Annotated in this window: 8 protein-coding genes and 1 tRNA gene; 7 read left to right on the top strand and 2 right to left on the bottom strand. The window is 63.2% G+C overall.

From position 1 onward, the window contains the following. The first annotated feature begins 101 nt into the window (after positions 1–101). Together VLU25_22510 and VLU25_22505 are read left to right on the top strand one after the other, a co-directional pair. The gene (locus VLU25_22510) at positions 102–3,482 is read left to right on the top strand and encodes a PDZ domain-containing protein (protein HSR70714.1); all 3,381 of its coding nucleotides are present in this window, start codon (positions 102–104) and stop codon (positions 3,480–3,482) included. Positions 3,483–3,631: 149 nt separating this feature from the next. Next, positions 3,632–5,374, top strand: a complete 1,743-nt coding sequence (locus VLU25_22505; protein HSR70713.1) for a VWA domain-containing protein — start codon at positions 3,632–3,634, stop codon at positions 5,372–5,374. Between the two features lie 9 nt (positions 5,375–5,383). Here VLU25_22505 and VLU25_22500 read toward each other — a convergent pair whose 3' ends face one another. After that, entirely contained in the window at positions 5,384–8,338 is a 2,955-nt protein-coding gene (locus tag VLU25_22500; protein HSR70712.1) for a hypothetical protein, read from the bottom strand. A gap of 174 nt (positions 8,339–8,512) precedes the next feature. Then, positions 8,513–10,930 (bottom strand): 5-amino-6-(D-ribitylamino)uracil--L-tyrosine 4-hydroxyphenyl transferase CofH, encoded by a 2,418-nt coding sequence (cofH, locus tag VLU25_22495; GenBank protein HSR70711.1) that lies wholly within the window; start codon positions 10,928–10,930, stop codon positions 8,513–8,515. Between the two features lie 120 nt (positions 10,931–11,050). Between cofH and carA the strand changes: the two genes are divergently transcribed. The 5 genes from carA (at position 11,051) to VLU25_22470 (ending at position 17,390) form a co-directional block, all read left to right on the top strand. Beyond that, positions 11,051–12,157, top strand: a complete 1,107-nt coding sequence (gene carA / locus VLU25_22490; GenBank protein HSR70710.1) for a glutamine-hydrolyzing carbamoyl-phosphate synthase small subunit — start codon at positions 11,051–11,053, stop codon at positions 12,155–12,157. Next, the gene (gene carB / locus VLU25_22485) at positions 12,158–15,379 is read left to right on the top strand and encodes a carbamoyl-phosphate synthase large subunit (protein HSR70709.1); all 3,222 of its coding nucleotides are present in this window, start codon (positions 12,158–12,160) and stop codon (positions 15,377–15,379) included. Positions 15,380–15,521: 142 nt separating this feature from the next. Next, a complete protein-coding gene (tpx, locus tag VLU25_22480; protein ID HSR70708.1) occupies positions 15,522–16,040 on the top strand; it encodes a thiol peroxidase in 519 nt (172 codons plus the stop codon). Between the two features lie 89 nt (positions 16,041–16,129). Next, entirely contained in the window at positions 16,130–16,987 is an 858-nt protein-coding gene (locus tag VLU25_22475) for an SUMF1/EgtB/PvdO family nonheme iron enzyme (protein ID HSR70707.1), read from the top strand. Between the two features lie 326 nt (positions 16,988–17,313). Beyond that, positions 17,314–17,390, top strand: a tRNA-Met gene (locus VLU25_22470). Positions 17,391–17,448 lie beyond the last annotated feature (58 nt).

Below are 17,448 nucleotides of genomic sequence, written 5' to 3'. Positions count from 1 at the left end.
AAGCCGCTTCATCTTGAACATCTACATATTTCCGAACGCTTGAGCATTTTCCACGTGGGTAAGGGTGTCTGTTCCCCTTATCCGATCAACAGGAGTACCGAATGTTCAAGTTACGCACCGCCGGCTGGCTGATAGCCGGTCTGGCAGTCCTGGGCTGTGCGCTTGCCGGGAATCGCGTCGATCAAGCCGACCCCGAGCCAGGCTTGCTGCGCTTTCCCGACGCCAGCGCCACCGATATCGTGTTCGTCTACGCCAACGACCTCTGGCTCGTGCCCCGCGAGGGCGGCCAGGCGCGTCCTCTGGCCAGTCCTCCGGGACCCGAAATCTTCCCCCGCTTCAGTCCCGATGGGCGCACCATCGCCTTCATGGGCAACTACGACGGAAACCGCGATCTTTACACCATCCCCGTGGAGGGCGGCGTTCCCTCCCGCGTGACCTATCATCCGTCCACCGAAAACCTGCAGGACTGGACGCCTGACGGCCAACTGCTTTTTTCCAGCAACGGATTTCTGGGCACCAACCGCATCAGCGAACTCTTCAAAATCCCGTCACAGGGCGGATCCTATGCCAAGCTTCCGGTTCCTTACGGGGATTCGGCGGCCATCAGCCCCGACGGGCGCTGGCTGGCCTACACGCCCTTCACCCGCGACTTCCGCACCTGGAAGCGCTACCGGGGCGGGATGGCCACCGACATCTGGCTCTTCGACCTGCAGAGCAAGCAGTCGCGCCGCATCACCGAATGGGAAGGCACCGACACGCGTCCCATGTGGCACGGGTCGACGCTTTACTACCTGTCCGATGAAGCCGACAGCCATCGTCTCAACATCTTCGCTTACGACACGCGGCGTCAGCAGCGGCGCCAGGTGACCCGCTTTTCAGACTACGACGTGAAGTGGCCGGCGCTGGGGCCGGGTCCCGCGGGGGACGGCGAAATCGTCTTTCAACTGGGGACGCGCCTGATGTCGCTCGACCTCAAGAACGAGCGCACCCGGGCGGTTCCCGTGATCATTCCTGGAGACTTGCCTGAAATCCGTCCCCACACGGTCGAGACCCGCGACTTCATCTCTTCCCAGGGCATATCGCCCACTGGAAAACGGGCCCTCTTCTCGGCCCGCGGCGACATCTGGACCGTACCCGCCGAGAACGGTTCCCCCCGCAATCTGACGCCTTCCAGCGGCAGCGCCGAACGCTCGCCCGCCTGGAGTCCCGACGGACGCTGGATCGCCTACTTTTCCGACGCCCAGGGCGAGTACGACCTCTATCTGCGTCAAGCCGACCTTCGTTCGCAAGGCGAACGGGTGGCCCAATTGGGGCCGGGCTTCCGCGGAAGCATCGAATGGGCGCCCGATTCCAAGAAGCTTTCCTTTCAAGACGAGAAGAACCGCCTGCTTCTCTTCGACGTGCAGAGCCGCAGCCTGGACGTCATCGACACCGACTCTGTGGGCGGCGGGCACAGCCGGGTTAGCTGGTCCCACGACTCCAACTGGATGGCCTTCACGCGCACGGCCGAGGGAGGGCAGAGAGCCGTCTTCCTGCACGATCTGGACGAGGGCGCGACCCACCAGGTTACGGCCGGCTATTTCAACGATTCCTGGCCCGCCTTCGACCGCAAGGGCGACTTTCTTTACCTGGCCAGCAACAGGGACATCTCCTCGCCCATTTTCGAAGACTTGGGGGGAACGACCTTCGTACACGTTCAGACCGACCGCCTCCTGGTGGTCCCCCTGAGAGAGGACGTCACGTTGCCTTTCGCGCCCAAGAGCGACGAAGAAACCTGGGCGGAGGAATCTGCCGAGGAATCCGCCCCTGAGGACTCGCCGTCCTCAGAACAGGCCGATGCCGGGCAAGCCGAGAGCCAGTCTCCGGCAGAAACGGGCGGGGAGGAAGCCGAGGGCGAGGATGGCGGCGAGAAACTGCGCATCGACCTGGAGGGCTTCGAGTCCCGCGCCGTTCCCCTGCCGGTTCCGCGCGGCTCTTTTCTCCTGCTGGCCGTCAACCACCAGGGACACCTGCTCTATTCCCGTGTGCCGCTGACGCAGTTGCCCGGCAACACTCCCTCCATCATGCTCTTCGATCCCGCCAAGTCTGAGCAGGGCGAAGTGCCGGTGGTGCCCGGAGCGGCCGGATTCGCCATGTCGGCGGACGGCAAGAAGATCCTGGTTCAGCAGGGTCCCCGCCGCGCCATCGTGCAGGCTGCGCCCAAGCAGATGCTGGACAAGCCGCTCGACCTGGCGGCCATGAGCACCACGGTCGATCCGCGCCGGGAATGGAAGCAGATGTTCATGGACGCCTGGCGGCTTCAGCGCGACTTCTTCTACGCCGAGAACATGCACGGCGTGGACTGGCAGGCCGTGCGTGAGCGCTACCAGCCTCTTTTGGATCAGTGCCTGACCCGTTCCGATGTCGACTTCGTCATCGACGAGATGATCTCCGAGCTGAACGTGGGACATGCCTACAACTTCGGAGGCGACTACCAGAGCCAGCCTCAACGCTCGGTAGGGCTGCTGGGGGCCGATTTCGAGCTTCATCAGGGCGCCTACCGCATCGCCCGCATCATCCACGGCGCGCCCTGGGACTTCGACGCCCGCGGACCGCTGGGACGTCCCGGAGTCGATGTGCAAGAAGGTGATTTCGTACTGGCCGTCAACGGAGTCGAACTGGACGTCTCCAAGGACCCCTACGCCGCCTTCCAGGGTCTGGCAGGGGAGACCGTCACCTTGACCGTGAGCGACAAGCCGGCCTGGAACGACGAGGCCCGCGAGGTGGTGGTCGACCTGATCGGCAACGAACGCCAACTGCGCTACCGCCACTGGGTGGAAAGCAATCGCCGCTACGTGGAGGAGAAGTCGCAAGGCCGGGTCGGCTACATCTACGTTCCCGACACCGGCATCTCGGGCCACGACGAAATGGTCCGCCAGTTTCATGCTCAGCGGCGCAAGCCGGCCCTGCTCATCGACGACCGTTGGAACAGCGGCGGATTCATCCCCACCCGTCTCATCGAACTGCTCAACCGTCCCGTCACCAACTTCATCGCCCGCCGTCACGGCGCCACCTTGGCCTGGCCTCCCGACGCCCACCACGGGCCTAAGGCCATGCTCATCAACGGCTTGGCCGCATCGGGCGGAGACGCCATCGCCGACTTTTTCAAGCAAGCCGGCCTGGGTCCGCTGATCGGCACCCGCACCTGGGGCGGACTGGTGGGCATCAGCGGCGGGCCCCAGCTTGTGGACGGGGGAGTGGTGACGGTTCCCGCCGGAGCCTTCTTCGAAACCGACGGCACCTGGGGCATCGAGGGCCACGGCGTGGATCCCGACATCGAGGTGGTGGACGATCCGGCTTTGATGCAGGACGGGTCCGACCCTCAGATCGACGCCGCTATCGACTACCTGCTTTCCGAACTGGAGCGCAACCCCTTCAACCACCTCCAGGCTCCAGCCTTGCCCGACCGCTCGGGAATGGGCCTGCCTGAAGAGGACAAATGAACCAACCGGGCAAAAAGCCCGTACTCTTCCTGTAACGACCCCAAGGCGCCTCCCGCGGTCTTGAAACGTGGGAGGCGCTTCCTTGCGGCGATCTCTCCAAGAGCCCGTTGGCGGCGATCGAGCCGGGGGAGTTAGAATGGCAAGACGCCATGAAACGGTTCTCACTCTTCGCAGGTCTTCTCTTTTGCTTCATCCCACTGTCCCTCGCCCAACAAGCCGGGCTGCGCACCTTCAAGCTCTCCTCCAAGGACAACTACCTTCGGGTACGGCATAACCAGGGGCTTGTGCAGGTCACGGCCTGGGACAAAGAGGATGAGGTCGAGGTCCGGTTCCACCCCAACCTGCCGGAGGGGGTGGAGGCCGAGCAGGTCAAGGTCTTCGCCTGGAAGTCTCAAGGCAGCGTCTATGTTCACTCTTACCTCTACGCCAACCGGGGGGAGTCGGTCGACATCCGGGTGCGGGTGCCCAAGCGGTTTGGGGTTGTGGTCAAGGGCATCGCTCCCAAGGTCGACTTGCGCGACCTCGAGGGCTCTTTGGTGGTGGACACGCTGAGGGCTGACATGAGCCTCGAGAATGTGACGGGCCTGCTGCGGGTCATCAACCGCGAAGGCGATACCCGCCTGCGCTTGAGCAAGGACCTGAGGCGCAATTCCTACTTGCGCAGCGGATCGGGGAACATTCGCTGCCACTTCGGGCCGGGACTCGATCTGAGCGTCCGGGCAGCGGCCGGCAAGCGGCTGCTGTGGAATGGCGAAGACCAGTTTAAGGAGGCCCACAAGCTGCTGGGAGAGGGACGTCCCCGCCTGGCCCTGCAGACCAACGACGGAAGCATCCAGATCGAGTCTGAGACTCCCGCCCTATCGGCCGACAGCGAAGCCGAGCGCAGCCTGCCCCGCGATGAGCAGACATCGGGGCAAGACGGGCAAGGGGAGGATGCCACCGGCTCCTCCGCCCAGGTCGAAGCCGTCCGCCAGCCCGCGCTCCCCGAGGCTTCTCCCGGCTTCACCGTGGAAGTCGATTGGGTCCATCTGAACGTTTCGGTGCAAGACCGTCTCAGCGGCGAATACGTCACCGATTTGCAGGAGGAAGACTTCCAGGTGTGGGAAGAAGACCGCCTGCAGCAGATCGAGCGATTCACCAGCACCGAGGTTCCTTTTCACCTTCTCCTGCTGCTCGACGTCAGCGGCAGCACAGAAGATTATTTCGACCTGCTCAAGCAGGCCGTGCAGGCCTTCACCGAACAGCTCGACCCGGAGGACCGCATCGCCCTGGCGGTCTTCAACACCGAGGTCCGACTGATCCAGGCCTTCACCAATGACCGTCAGGCCATGCAACAGGCCATTCAGGGGATGCGCTCGGGCGGCGGCACCTCCTTCTATTACTCGCTCAAGGAAGCCCTCGACCGCCACCTGGGGCAGGTGCGCGGACGCAAAGCGGCGGTGGTTTTCACCGACGGGGTGGACGATACGCTGCAAGGCCAGTACGCCACCTCGCGCGGCGTGACCTTCCGGGAGGCCTTCAGAGCGGCCCAGGAATCGGATTCGCTGGTCTACACCATTTTTCTCGACACCGAACAGTACTACCGCGAAAACCGCCGGGGACGGCGGGCTTTCGACGTGCTTCCCGAACGCGTTTTTCAGGAAGCCCGCAGCCAGTTGGAATTGATCGCCCAACAGACCGGCGGACGCATCTACACTCCCTCGGGGCTGCAGGACCTGCTGCCGGCCTTTGTGGAAATCGCCCGCCAGATGCGCTTCCAATACACGCTGGGCTACATCCGCGAAAAGGAGGGAGAGCCCGGCCAATGGCGTGCCTTGCGCGTCACCCTCAAAGACCGCCCCAATCTGCGCGCCCGTCACCGCCGGGGTTTCCGCATCCAGCCGCCGCGCTGAGGTGAGAGGTCAGACCAGGAGCGCTTCCAAGAGCATCAGTCCCCCGATGCCGCCGAAGGGCAGCAGGACGGTGCCCAGGATGGGGTTCTGAGTCAGCGGGGCGAAAGCACCATTGCGGATGGCTTCGATGTCCTGGATGGCGTCTTCGATTTGGCGTGTTTCCTCGGGACGGCTCCAGGCCTGTACGTGGCGCCGGCGCAGGCGCGCCAGAGAATCGCGTCTGGCGGCTGAGGCGGCCAGGTGGACGGCGATTAGAGGCAGCCAGGCCAAGGCGATCCCCACCAGATATTCGATCAGTTCCAGGGGACGGTAGACCCAGTTGTCGAAGACGTAATGATGGGCCAGTCCGTAAACCAGCAGGAGAACGAAGGGCAGGTAGATGAAGCGGTTGTGGAATTCGGTGAGCTGGCTGATCAGGTCGATGTCTCTCCACTCGCGTCCGATGTCGATGAGGACTTGGGAAGGCTGAGAGTCGGTCTCTGCCTGGACTGGCCACTCGGTGCGGTGGCTGCCCACGCAGCGGATCAGGTGATAGCTGAAGTAGGTGATATCGAGCATCAGCGTGATCACGTAAGCCATGGCCAACAGTCCCAAGAAAATCAGCGAAGAGTCGAGCGCGAAGGTTAAATCTCCTCGAAAGGGCCGACGGGGCAGAAAAACCACCAGCAGCGTTGTGGCCGGCAACAAAAGCAACGTGTAGAGGGCCATTCGGCGTCCCAGCGGCTCGGGTTCGACACGCTCCCGAAACTCGCCCCACAGGTCGCGGGCCCTGAGGGTCGCGTTCTCGCTCTTCCCCTCGGCTTCCAGAGCCGCCGTTTGATCTTCTTCCTCCTCGGCGGGGTAGGGAAAGCAGCGTTCTTCGATTCGGTCCAGGTAGCGCTGGAACCCGAACCAGATGCGCTTGAAGAAGTAGGCTGAGAGCATGACCAGCAGCAGCAGCAAAAAGAGGGTCGGCCAAAGACTGACGCCCTGGTCCCAGGACAGAGGCTCTCCCTTGGCGTTGCCGCGGTCGCAAAAGTAAAGGAACAAGAGAACCGCGAAGGGTATGGAATGGGCCAGGGCGAAGAGCAACAGGCGTGCGCCCCGCTTGGCGATGTCCCTTATGGAAGCGGAGGGCAGTCCGGCCGGAGACTTCGGCATTCGCCCCACCGGCAGCAAGAGAGGAAGCGGCAGCGAGATGAGCAATAACGGCACGGCCAGCCCGAACCAGGACAGCGACCGGCGGAACTCCGCGTTAAGCAGCAGAGGGCGGGTCCGTCCCAATTCGTAGATGCGGGGACTGGCCAAGTCACGCGATTCGATATCCGGCTCCTGCAGGGCGGCAAAGACTGAGAGCATGACGGCGCTCTGGTAGCTGTAGCGGAACTGGGGAAAAGTCGTAGGCAAGGAGGAGGTTTCCCGCAGCCAGAGAGCGGCTTCGTCCACCAGTTGCTTCTCGAGCTGCGCCGAGGCGGAGCCCGACCCCCGGGCGAAGTCGGTGCCCGGCGCCAGGGCGTAGTGAGAGGCCACCAGCAGGTTGTGGGTCCAGCGCCGCTGAGAAGGGTGGAGAAAGCGCACGTCCAAGTCGGTGGTGAAGAAGAGAGCCGTGGGAAAGGCCTCACGCAGGGCTTTGAGGACAAGAAGCTTGTCGTGGACGTCGGTTCCAGTAACTCCGATCGCCTCGATCCGGCGCCCTCCGGAGGAGTCCTCGGCGGGCTGGCCGGCGAACTCTTCGATGGAACTGCGCAAACGCCGCAGATAGTCATACTGCGATTCTCCTTCCGGCCACTTGACGCCCCTGCTGTCGCTGCCGCGGGTGAGCAGGTCAGCGGGCTTCTCCGAACTGGCACTTTCATCGCCGGAAGGCTTCTTCTTTCCGGGGCGTTGCCCGTCGATCCCGCGCAGATAGCTGAGATGGCGGAGGACGGGCGGCTGATCGCCGTAGACCGTCTTGAGTTCCCTTTCCAGATCTCTTGGGAGCCGCCGTCCATAAACCGTGTCCCACTCCGACACCATGACGACGGCGCTCCCGGAACCCCCTACGCCGCGCATCTTCAACTCCTCGGCGATCAGGCGGCAGAGTTGGGCATCGGTTCCTATCATGGGAAGGAATGTGAATCCCATTTCCAGTTCGTCCCCGGAGTCCACGCCCAATTCGGCCGTGGACCAGGGAGAGTAGAAGGAGGAGTCGCGGAGGGGGCGTTGCCGCCGGTCGGCCTCGTCCTTGGGAGCCGAACGGGGGGCATCTGCTGAACGCTGCAAGGCGTTCGAGTTGGTGGGACCGATGATGTCGAAGGCCACCTCTGCATCCGCGCCTGCCGACTCGGGCGGAGTCAGGTCGAGGAACAAGCGGTGAGCCCCCTTGAGGAGTCCGTCGCCTAAGCGGTCTTCGTCCAGCCATAGCACGAGAGTGTCGCTGGGCCGCCTCTTGCCCTGCTTCCCGCCGGGCGGCTGCTCTTCACCCGCCGCCGGGTCAGCATTGGCTTGCCGGCGGCTGAACCACTCCAGCGGAATGTTCAAAGGCAGAGTGCCGGGAGACGCTTTGTCCACTTGGAAGGTGGTCCTCAATGCCTGGATGTGCTCTCCGTTGGTAGGGAAGTAGCCCATGGCGCCGAGTCCGGTGAGCACGGCGTGGCGTGTACGCAGGCGCGTTTCGCGGCTTTCCGAGTAATCGTTTCCCCGCAATGTGACCGCCAGCACCTGGACTCCGGCTTTTTTCTCCAGCCGTTTGGCGATTTCGTCGCGCAGGCCCTTGGCCTCGAGCAAGGGAGGAGCGTTTTCCTGGGCGAGGGCGGTCTGAACCGCCTCCAGAGGATCTTGCCACAGGCGCGCAGGTATGGTGCGGGTGCGGTCCTCCAGATCGCTCTCCCCGCTGGGACGCAGCGATTCCAGCGCACCGTATTGACTGATGAGTCCGAAGGCCACCGCCAGCAACACAAGAATGCTGGGCAAGGCGATGGCCGCGTCTCGCTGAGAGAAGTTCATGGCTTACCTAGAGAATAACGTGTCTCACCCGGCGATACTCTCACTTCCGCCGGCCCGAGTTCTCTACGGCCAACTAGGGCCACTAGGTGGCCAACAAGTTCACACACGGGTCAAGTTTCAGCGACCGCGGCGAAGGCTCAATTGCCCTCGGCGGTATGAGGTCGCTCGCTACTCCTAACGAGGCTCTAGACCTGTTCCTCCGGCGCGGAAGGGAAAGCGGGAGTCCTGGATGAGCGTTTGGTAAGAGCCGAAGCGCTGGGAGGACTCGGCAGTCAGCCGGTCGAGCGGCTCTTGCGGGTCTTGAGCGGGGTCGGAGAAGCGCTGCAGCTTGCGGTAGAGCGTGTCGCGCTGGACGGGCAGGCGCCCCGCCTTGCGGATGAGGCGGCGCAGGCGGGCGGGGGTGGCCAGTTGACCGTGCTCGGCCCCGGCCGACGTGGAGATGCTCTCGTTGATCAGCGTCCCGCCCAAGTCGTTGGCCCCCGCCGCCAGCAGATCGCGGGCCTGCGAGAATCCTTCCTTGACCCACGAGGCCTGGATGTTTGCGATGTCCGCCCCCAGCACCAGGCGGGCCACCGCGTGCATGTTGAAGACTTCCCGGCGGGTGGCGCCCAGGCGCGACTCGGGAATGAGCCCGCGCCGCACCATGGGAGCTTCGCGGGAGACGAAACTGAGGGGAACGAACTCGCTGAAGCCGCCCGTGCGGCGCTGGATGTCGCGCAGCAGCAGCAGATGACGGGCCGACTGCAAAGGCGTTTCGATGTGCCCGTACATGATGGTGGAGGTGGTGGGGATTCCCAGCTCGTGAGCGCAGGTGATGATCTCGGCCCATTGCTCGACGCTGATGCGTCCCGGCGCCAGGCGGTCGCGCACCTGCTGCACCAGGATCTCCGCCGAGGTGCCGGGAAGGCTCCCGACGCCCGCCGCCTTCAAGTCGGTCAGATAGTCGCGCACGGAGCGTCCCGAGCGCTGCGACCCGTAAAGGACCTCCTCGGGCGAAAAGGCGTGGATGTGCATCTCGGGCAATGCCGTCTTGAGGGCCTCGCAGAGGCGGACGTAGAAGTCGCCCTCCATGTCGGGCGGCAGTCCGGCCTGGACGCAGATCTCGGTGCAGCCGAACTCGGCTGCCTCGCGGGCCCGGCGGACGATCTCCGAAGTGGGCAGCCAGTAGCCCTGACGGCTGCGGAACCCCCGCGAAAAGGCGCAGAAGCGGCAGCCCTTCACGCACACGTTGGTGAAGTTGATGTTGCGGTTGACCACGTAGCTGACGTCCCGGCCGCACTGCTCTTCGCGCAGGTGGTCGGCGGCCGCCAGCAGGGCTTCATGATCGGGGCCGGAAGCCTGCAGCAGCAGAGCTGCCTGGGAGTCCTCCAGGTCTCCTCCCGCCAGGGCTTGCTCCAGGCACCTCCGCACCTCGTCACGAGCTTGGCCGTGCACCTTTGGTAAGGAGGCCGACGCTTTCCTGGGCCGGGCAGCCTCAGATAAGGGGCTGTGCAGGCAATAGCCCTGGGCGTCGACTTCTCGCCGAGCCGCCCGCAGCATGTCATCGGGCAGCCACTCCGCTTTCAGGTATTCGGGATAAGCTGCCAGGCGCGGACGCAGGAGGTATCCTCGCTCCTCCACCTCCTTGGCCAGTTGGCGCAGGTGAGGCCAGGGCGCCTCGGGATTGACCCAGTCGAAGGTCAGCGGGGAAAGCCCGCCGTAGTCGTTGATGCCGGCTTCCAGATACTCGAGATAACCGCCCCGCGCCAGGTTGGGCGGCGCCTGCAGGTTGGCTTCAGCGCCCAGGATCAGGCGGGCTTGGGCCAGCGTCCTCAGCATCTCGTCCTGACCCGGCTCAGAGGCGGAGGCCATGGGAGTCCCGGCTTTGCGGCGGAAGTTCTGGACGATGGTTTCCTGGATGTGCCCGTACTGCCGGTCCAACCGGGCGATGGCCTGCAAGGCCTCCAGCCGCTCGCGGAACGTTTCCCCGATTCCGATCAGGATGCCGGTGGTGAAGGGGATTCCCAGGCGTCCCGCCTGTTCCAGTTGGGCCAGGCGCAGCGAGGGGTTCTTGCTGGGGGCCTTCTCATGCGCTCCCCCCGGCTCCATCAGCCGTCGGCTGGTGCTCTCCAGCATCAGGCCCAGCGACACGTTGACCGTGGCCAGGCGTCTCATTTCTTCTTCGCCCAGGGTTCCGGCATTGCTGTGGGGCAGCAGTGCGGTCTCGTTGAGGACGGCTTTGCAGGCCGATTCGAGATACTCGATGCTTGAGGCATAGCCGCGGCGCCGCAGCCAGCGGTCCGCTTCAGGGTAGGCATCCTCGGGACGTTCTCCCAGGACGAAAAGGGCCTCCCGGCATCCCATCCGCTCGCCTCGCCCCGCCAGGTCCAGCACTTCTTCGAGTTCCATGAAAGGGGGCTTGGCGTCGGGATTGCGGCGGTAGACGCAGTAACCGCAGGCGTCCCGGCACAGCCGGGTAAGGGGAATGAAGACCTTGGGCGAAAAGCTGATGACGCGGCCCTTTGCTCGATCGCGCACATCTCCCGCCCGCCTGCACAAATCAGACAGGGAAAGCCTCAGCAGGGTCTCGTCGAAGTGGAAAAAATCGCTCATCGATCGCTGCCGATCTTAGCAGTTGGCGGCCCTTGTCAGCCAGTCCCGGGGCTTTGCAGCCCACCCCCTCGATATGGCATGATGCTCGCCCCTGGCAGACATGTTGAAGCGAGGGGTCTTATGCCTGACCGACCCGCCATTTTGTTGCTTGAAGACGGCAGGGCTTTTCATGGAGAGAGCTTCGGCAGCGTCCGCGAAAGCCTGGGAGAGGTTGTCTTTAACACCTCCATGACCGGCTATCAGGAGGTGCTCACCGACCCTTCCTACGCCGGGCAGATCGTCATCATGACCCAGCCTCAGATCGGCAACTACGGCACCAATCCTGAGGACGACGAGTCGCGCCGCTCCTTCGTGGCCGGATTCGTAGTGCGCGAGGTCTCGCCCATCGTCAGCAACTGGAGGGCCGACCGCTCCCTCCACGATTATCTGCAGAGCTACGACGTGCCTGCCATTTCGGGTATCGACACACGGGCGCTGGTGCGCCACATCCGGGAGAAAGGCGCCATGAGGGGCGGCCTGGCCTCGGGAGAGGTCGACAGCGACGCTCTGCTCGAGCGCATCCACGCCCATCCGCCCATGACGGGCACCGACCTGGTGCGCGACGTGACGGTGGACGACTCTTATCTTGTCCAGCCCCAGGGCGAGCAACGCTTCTCGGTGGTGGCCTACGACTTCGGCATCAAGAGCAACATCCTGCGCTCTTTGGCCAAGCGGGGCTGCCGGGTGGAAGTCGTTCCCGCCCACACGCCCGCCGAGGACGTCCTGCGGCGCGACCCTGACGGCATCTTTCTCTCCAACGGGCCGGGAGACCCCGAACCTCTCGAACCCATCGTCGGCAACATCCGCCAACTGATCGGCAAAAAGCCGCTTTTCGGCATCTGCCTGGGACACCAGGTGTTGGGATTGGCCCTGGGAGGGAAGACCTTCAAGCTCAAATTCGGACATCGTGGGGCCAACCAGCCGGTCAAGAGGCTCTCCAGCGGACGGGTCGAGATCACCTCCCAGAATCACGGCTTCGCGGTGGACGCCGATTCCATGCCCGACAGCGATGTGGAACTCACCCACATCAATCTCAATGACCAGACCCTTGAAGGGCTGCGCCTGCGCAAAGAGCCGGTCTTTTCGGTGCAGTACCACCCTGAAGCTTCGCCTGGACCCCGCGATTCGCTCTACCTCTTCGACGATTTCATCGCTCTTCTGGAAGGGCGCACGGGTTGGGAAGACTAGATGCCCAAGCGAGACGACCTCAAGAGAATCCTCATCATCGGATCGGGCCCCATCGTCATCGGACAGGCCTGCGAGTTCGACTATTCCGGAACCCAAGCCTGCAAGGCCCTGCTTTCGGACGGATACGAGGTGGTGTTGGTCAATTCCAATCCCGCCACCATCATGACCGATCCGGGACTCTCCACCCGCACCTACATCGAGCCGCTGATCAAGGAGTACGTGGCCGAGATCATCGCCAAGGAGCGTCCCGACGCTCTGCTGCCCACGGTGGGCGGACAGACCGGCCTCAACCTTTCGGTGGAGTTGGCCGAAGCCGGCGTCCTCAACGACTACGGCGTGGAGCTGATCGGCGCCAACCTGCAGGCCATCAGGGTGGCTGAAGACCGGCGCCAGTTTCGGTCCGCCATCGAGGAGATCGGACTGGAGGTGCCCCGCTCGGGCTTCGCCAACAACATGAAGGAAGCCCACCAGATCGCCCGGGAAGTGGGACTGCCCGCCGTGGTGCGTCCCTCTTACACCCTGGGCGGAAGCGGGGGAGGAATCGCCTTCAACAGCGAGGAGTTCGAGGAAATCGTGGGCCGCGGACTTCACCTCTCGCCCATCCATGAAGTGCTGATCGAAGAATCGGTGCTGGGCTGGAAGGAATTCGAACTCGAGGTGATGCGCGATCTCAACGACAACGTCGTCATCATCTGTTCCATCGAGAACATCGACCCCATGGGCGTCCACACCGGGGACTCGGTCACGGTGGCGCCCGCCCAGACGCTGACCGACCGCGAATACCAGGCCATGCGCGACGCTTCGCTGCGCATCATCCGCCGGGTGGGGGTGGAGACGGGAGGCTCCAATATACAGTTCGCCGTCGATCCCGAGAGCGGACGCATGGTGGTCATCGAGATGAATCCCCGCGTCAGCCGCTCCTCGGCGCTGGCTTCCAAGGCCACCGGTTTTCCCATCGCCAAGATCGCCGCCAAGCTGGCCGTCGGCTACACCCTGGACGAATTGCCCAACGACATCACCCTCAAGACGCCGGCCAGCTTCGAGCCCACCCTCGACTATGTGGTGGTCAAGTTCCCGCGCTGGAACTTCAAGAAGTTCCGCGGCGCCGAGGACACGCTGGGCACCCAGATGAAGTCGGTGGGCGAGGCCATGTCGATCGGACGCACCTTTCGCGAGGCCTTCCTCAAGTCTTTGCGCTCGCTGGAGATCGACAACACGCTGGCCTACGAACAGCTCGACTCGGAGCAACTGCGCAACCGCCTGGTGCGGCCGAATTCCGAGCGCATGTTCTACCTGCGCCTGGCCTTCGCCCGCGGCATGAGCCTGGAGGAGATCCACCGGCTGACCCGCATCGATCCCTGGTTTCTGGAGCAGATGCGCCAGTGCGTCCGCTTCGAGCAGAGCCTGGCCGGGCGTTCGCTCGACGATCTCGGTCCTGAGCTCCTCGCCAAGGCCAAGCAGGAAGGGGTCTCGGACCTGCGCCTGGCACAGGTGCTGGCGGCCCGCCACGGTCAGCCCCTGGACGAAATCGACCTCTGGAAGTATCGCCGCCAAAAGGGCCTGCTGCCCGTCTTCAAACGGGTCGACACCTGCGCCGCCGAGTTCGAGTCCTACACCCCCTATCTCTACTCGACCTATGAGAGCGAGGACGAATCGGGGGCCGACGACGAGAAGAAGGTCGTCATCCTGGGCAGCGGACCCAACCGCATCGGACAGGGCATCGAGTTCGACTACTGCTGCTGCCACGCCGTATTCGCCCTCGACGAGAAGGGCTACGAGACCATCATGGTCAACTGCAACCCCGAGACGGTGTCCACCGATTATGATACTTCCGACCGCCTCTATTTCGAGCCCCTCACCTTCGAGGACGTCATGGCCATCATGGAGAACGAGAAGCCCGAGGGCGTGATCGTGCAGTTCGGCGGCCAGACGCCTCTCAAGCTGGCCCAAGACCTGGCCCGCAACGGCGTGCCCATCATCGGAACCTCGCCCGACTCCATCGACTTGGCGGAGGACCGGAAGCTCTTCGGCAACCTGCTGCGCGAGTGCGACATCCCCCAGCCTGATGCCGGCACGGCTCTCTCGCTGGAAGAAGCCCGCGAGATCGCCCTGCGCCTGGGATTTCCGGTGCTGGTGCGGCCCTCCTACGTGCTGGGCGGACGCGCCATGGCCATCATCTATGACGAAGAGTCCCTGGAAGCCTACTTCGACTCGGCGGTCGACGTATCCGCCAAGCGTCCCGTTCTGGTCGACCGCTTCCTGGAAAACGCCGTGGAATTCGACGTCGACGCCGTTTCCGACGGCGAGACGACCGTCATCGGAGGCATCCTCGAACACATCGAAGAAGCCGGCATCCATTCCGGCGACTCCACCATGGTGCTGCCTCCCATCGGGGTGGCTCGGGAGCACCTTGAGACCATCAAGCGCTACACGCGCCGCTTGGCTGAAGCGCTCAAGGTCATCGGGCTCATGAACATCCAGTACGCTCTGGCCGATGGCAAGATCTACGTCATCGAGGTCAACCCCCGCGCCAGCCGGACCGTGCCTTTCGTTTCCAAAGCCGCGGGCATCCCGCTGGCTAAACTGGCCGCCCGTGTGATGGCGGGCGAGAAACTGTCTGAGCTGGGGTTGACGGACGACATCGAGTACCGGGACGCCTTCTTCGTCAAGGCTCCGGTCTTCCCCTTCAACAAGTTTCCCGGAGTCGACACCAGCCTGGGTCCGGAGATGCGCTCCACCGGAGAGGTGATGGGGGCCGACCAGACTTTCGGCGAGGCCTACTTCAAAGCCAAGGCCGCCGCGGGACAGGTCCTGCCTCGTTCCGGAACCGTCTTTATCAGCGTCAATCAGCGCGACAAGGAATTCGTCGGCGAGGTGGGCAAGGGGTTCCAGGACCTGGGCTTCGACATCGTAGCCACCCACGGGACCCACTTGGCCCTGCGGGAAGCCGGAGTGGAGAGCCGTGAAGTCTTCAAGGTCAACGAAGGACGCCCCAATATCGTCGACCTGATCCGCAGCAACAAGATCGACCTGGTGGTCAATACGCCTCTGGGCCGGGCTTCTTTCTACGACGAAAAAGCCATTCAGCGGGCCTGTATTTCTTATGACCTCACCAGCATTTCCACCATCGCCGCCGCCAAGGCCGCGGTGGAGGCAATCCGTGCTTTTCAGCGCGGACAGATCAGGGTCAAGAGTCTGCAGGAGTACCACGCTCAACGCTGAGGTCTCATGGCGGCCAAGGCGGCGCCGACCATTTGACAGTCGCGCCTTAAACCTTACAATCATCGGGACTGCCGGGACTTGCAGTCTTCATCAGATGCATTCCGTCCCGATTCGCCGGAAACCAAGAGTACGGAGGAAATAGATGAGTCAAGAACGAGCAGATGCGGTCACCTTGCGCGGCAATCCCTTTACCCTGGTGGGACCGGAGTTGGAGGAGGGGCAGGACGCTCCCGACTTCGTGACCATCGGCGCCGACATGCAGCCGGTCAGGTTGTCAGACTTGCAGGGCAAGGTGCGCATCCTGAGCGTAGTGCCTTCGCTCGACACCCCCGTTTGCGACATCCAGACGCGCCGCTTCAACAAAGAAGCCGCCAGCCTCGACAACGTCAAAATCTACACCGTCAGCATGGACCTTCCCTTCGCCCAAAAGCGCTGGTGCGAATCGGCGGGGGTCAAGAACATCATCATGCTGTCGGATCACCGGGACGCTTCCTTTGGACAGGCTTACGGAACGTTGATCAAAGAACTGCGCCTCGATTGCCGTGCCCTCTTCGTGGTCGACGAAGACAACAAGATCCGCCATGTCGAGTACGTCAAGGAGGTGGCCGACCAGCCCGACTACGAAAAGGCCCTGCAAAGCGTCCGCGAAATCGCCGGATAGGATGCTGTAACTTGATTGCCCTTCAAGGGCCGGCTGTCTCACAGAGCCTGCGTTGCCTCGTCCTTTGCGAAGTGCTATAAAATTGTCCCATGAGAAAAACGATCTTCCTGCTGATATTGGCTGTGTTGACGTTTGGTTGCGGGGGAGGCGAAGAGGCGGCTGAAGGGGCCGGGGAGGCTATTGCCCCTGATCCTGCCGATGAGATGCCCGATCCTTTCGAGGCTCCCATGGTCTCGATTCCTGGGGGAGAGTATACGATCGGCAGCGACTGGCGATCTGACAAGGTGAAGGGTCAGCCTCAATGGTACGAACCCGCCCACACCGTCGAAGTTGAACCCTTCAAAATCGACGTCTTTGAAGTAACCTACGAGCAGTTCCTGAACTTTGACATCGCCGAAGACCGCGAATACAAGATCCAGGGCGACTGGCGCAGCTACTACGCTCCCGGCAAGGAACTCAAGCCGGTGGCCAACGTGACCTTGGACGACGCCAAGGCCTTCTGCGAATGGAAGGGCAAGCGCCTTCCCACCGAGATCGAATGGGAGGTGGCCGCCCGCGGCGAGAACGCTTCCCGTTATCCCTGGGGCGATGAGTGGGACCCCGCCAAGACCAACACCAACGAACGGGGCTTCTCGGACACCATGGAGGTAGGCCAGAATCCCGAAGACAAGAGCGACTTCGGGGTCTATGACATGATGGGCAACGCTCAGGAATGGACCTCCAGCCTGCTCAAGCCCTATCCCAATTCTCCGGCCCGTTCCCGCAACGACCGCAACGTCTATTCGCAGAACTTGCAGGTGGTGCGGGGCGGATCATACGCCTTGAAGGGTTCGCAGATCGGTCTCTTCACGCGTATCGGCTTTCCGGCCGGCATGCAGAGCGGCACCGGCATCCGCTGCGCCATGGACGCCGAGCCCGAAGGCGAAGCCGAAGAAGATTCCAACTAGTGCCGCCGGACTCAAAGCCAGGGCCCTCCTTTCTCGTCCCTGAGAGGGACAGATTCGTTAGCGCCCTTCTTCGCCAAGGCTTCGGAGGGCAGGCAGCGACAGTGTTGAATGTCAAGCACAAGCTCCCTTAAGGGGAGCCATTCGCTAGCCCAGGGTCAGCCCCGGCGAGCGCAAGCGAGACGGTGGCGCCACCCTGGGTACCGGACAGCCACGGTCCGAACGCTGTAAGCGTGGAATAACGCAACGGGCAGGCTCAAACTTTGACGCGCTGCACCATCTCAGTTTGACAACCCCCTCGGGTTTCACGTAGACTTCATAGTTCCTGACGCGGGGTGGAGCAGTCTGGTAGCTCGTTGGGCTCATAACCCAAAGGTCGGGGGTTCAAATCCCCCCCCCGCAACCAGCCTTTCAAGAGCATCGGACCTGAGAGCCGATGTCCTTCCCATAAGACGCATGAGGGC

This window comes from Acidobacteriota bacterium, from assembly GCA_035471785.1.
Lineage (GTDB): Bacteria > Acidobacteriota > UBA6911 > RPQK01 > DATIPO01 > JANQFM01.
Note: the sequence above shows the minus strand (reverse complement) of the source record. Positions and strands in the feature narration are given on the sequence as shown.

Excerpts from the sequence above, each read along its gene's own strand:
- VLU25_22505 (HSR70713.1), top strand. The coding sequence starts at position 3,632 with ATGAAACGGTTCTCACTCTTCGCAGGTCTTCTCTTTTGCTTCATCCCA.
- VLU25_22500 (HSR70712.1), bottom strand. The coding sequence starts at position 8,338 with ATGAACTTCTCTCAGCGAGACGCGGCCATCGCCTTGCCCAGCATTCTT.
- VLU25_22475 (HSR70707.1), top strand. The coding sequence starts at position 16,130 with ATGAGAAAAACGATCTTCCTGCTGATATTGGCTGTGTTGACGTTTGGT.
- VLU25_22510 (HSR70714.1), top strand. The coding sequence starts at position 102 with ATGTTCAAGTTACGCACCGCCGGCTGGCTGATAGCCGGTCTGGCAGTC.
- tpx (HSR70708.1), top strand. The coding sequence starts at position 15,522 with ATGAGTCAAGAACGAGCAGATGCGGTCACCTTGCGCGGCAATCCCTTT.
- cofH (HSR70711.1), bottom strand. The coding sequence starts at position 10,930 with ATGAGCGATTTTTTCCACTTCGACGAGACCCTGCTGAGGCTTTCCCTG.
- carA (HSR70710.1), top strand. The coding sequence starts at position 11,051 with ATGCCTGACCGACCCGCCATTTTGTTGCTTGAAGACGGCAGGGCTTTT.
- carB (HSR70709.1), top strand. The coding sequence starts at position 12,158 with ATGCCCAAGCGAGACGACCTCAAGAGAATCCTCATCATCGGATCGGGC.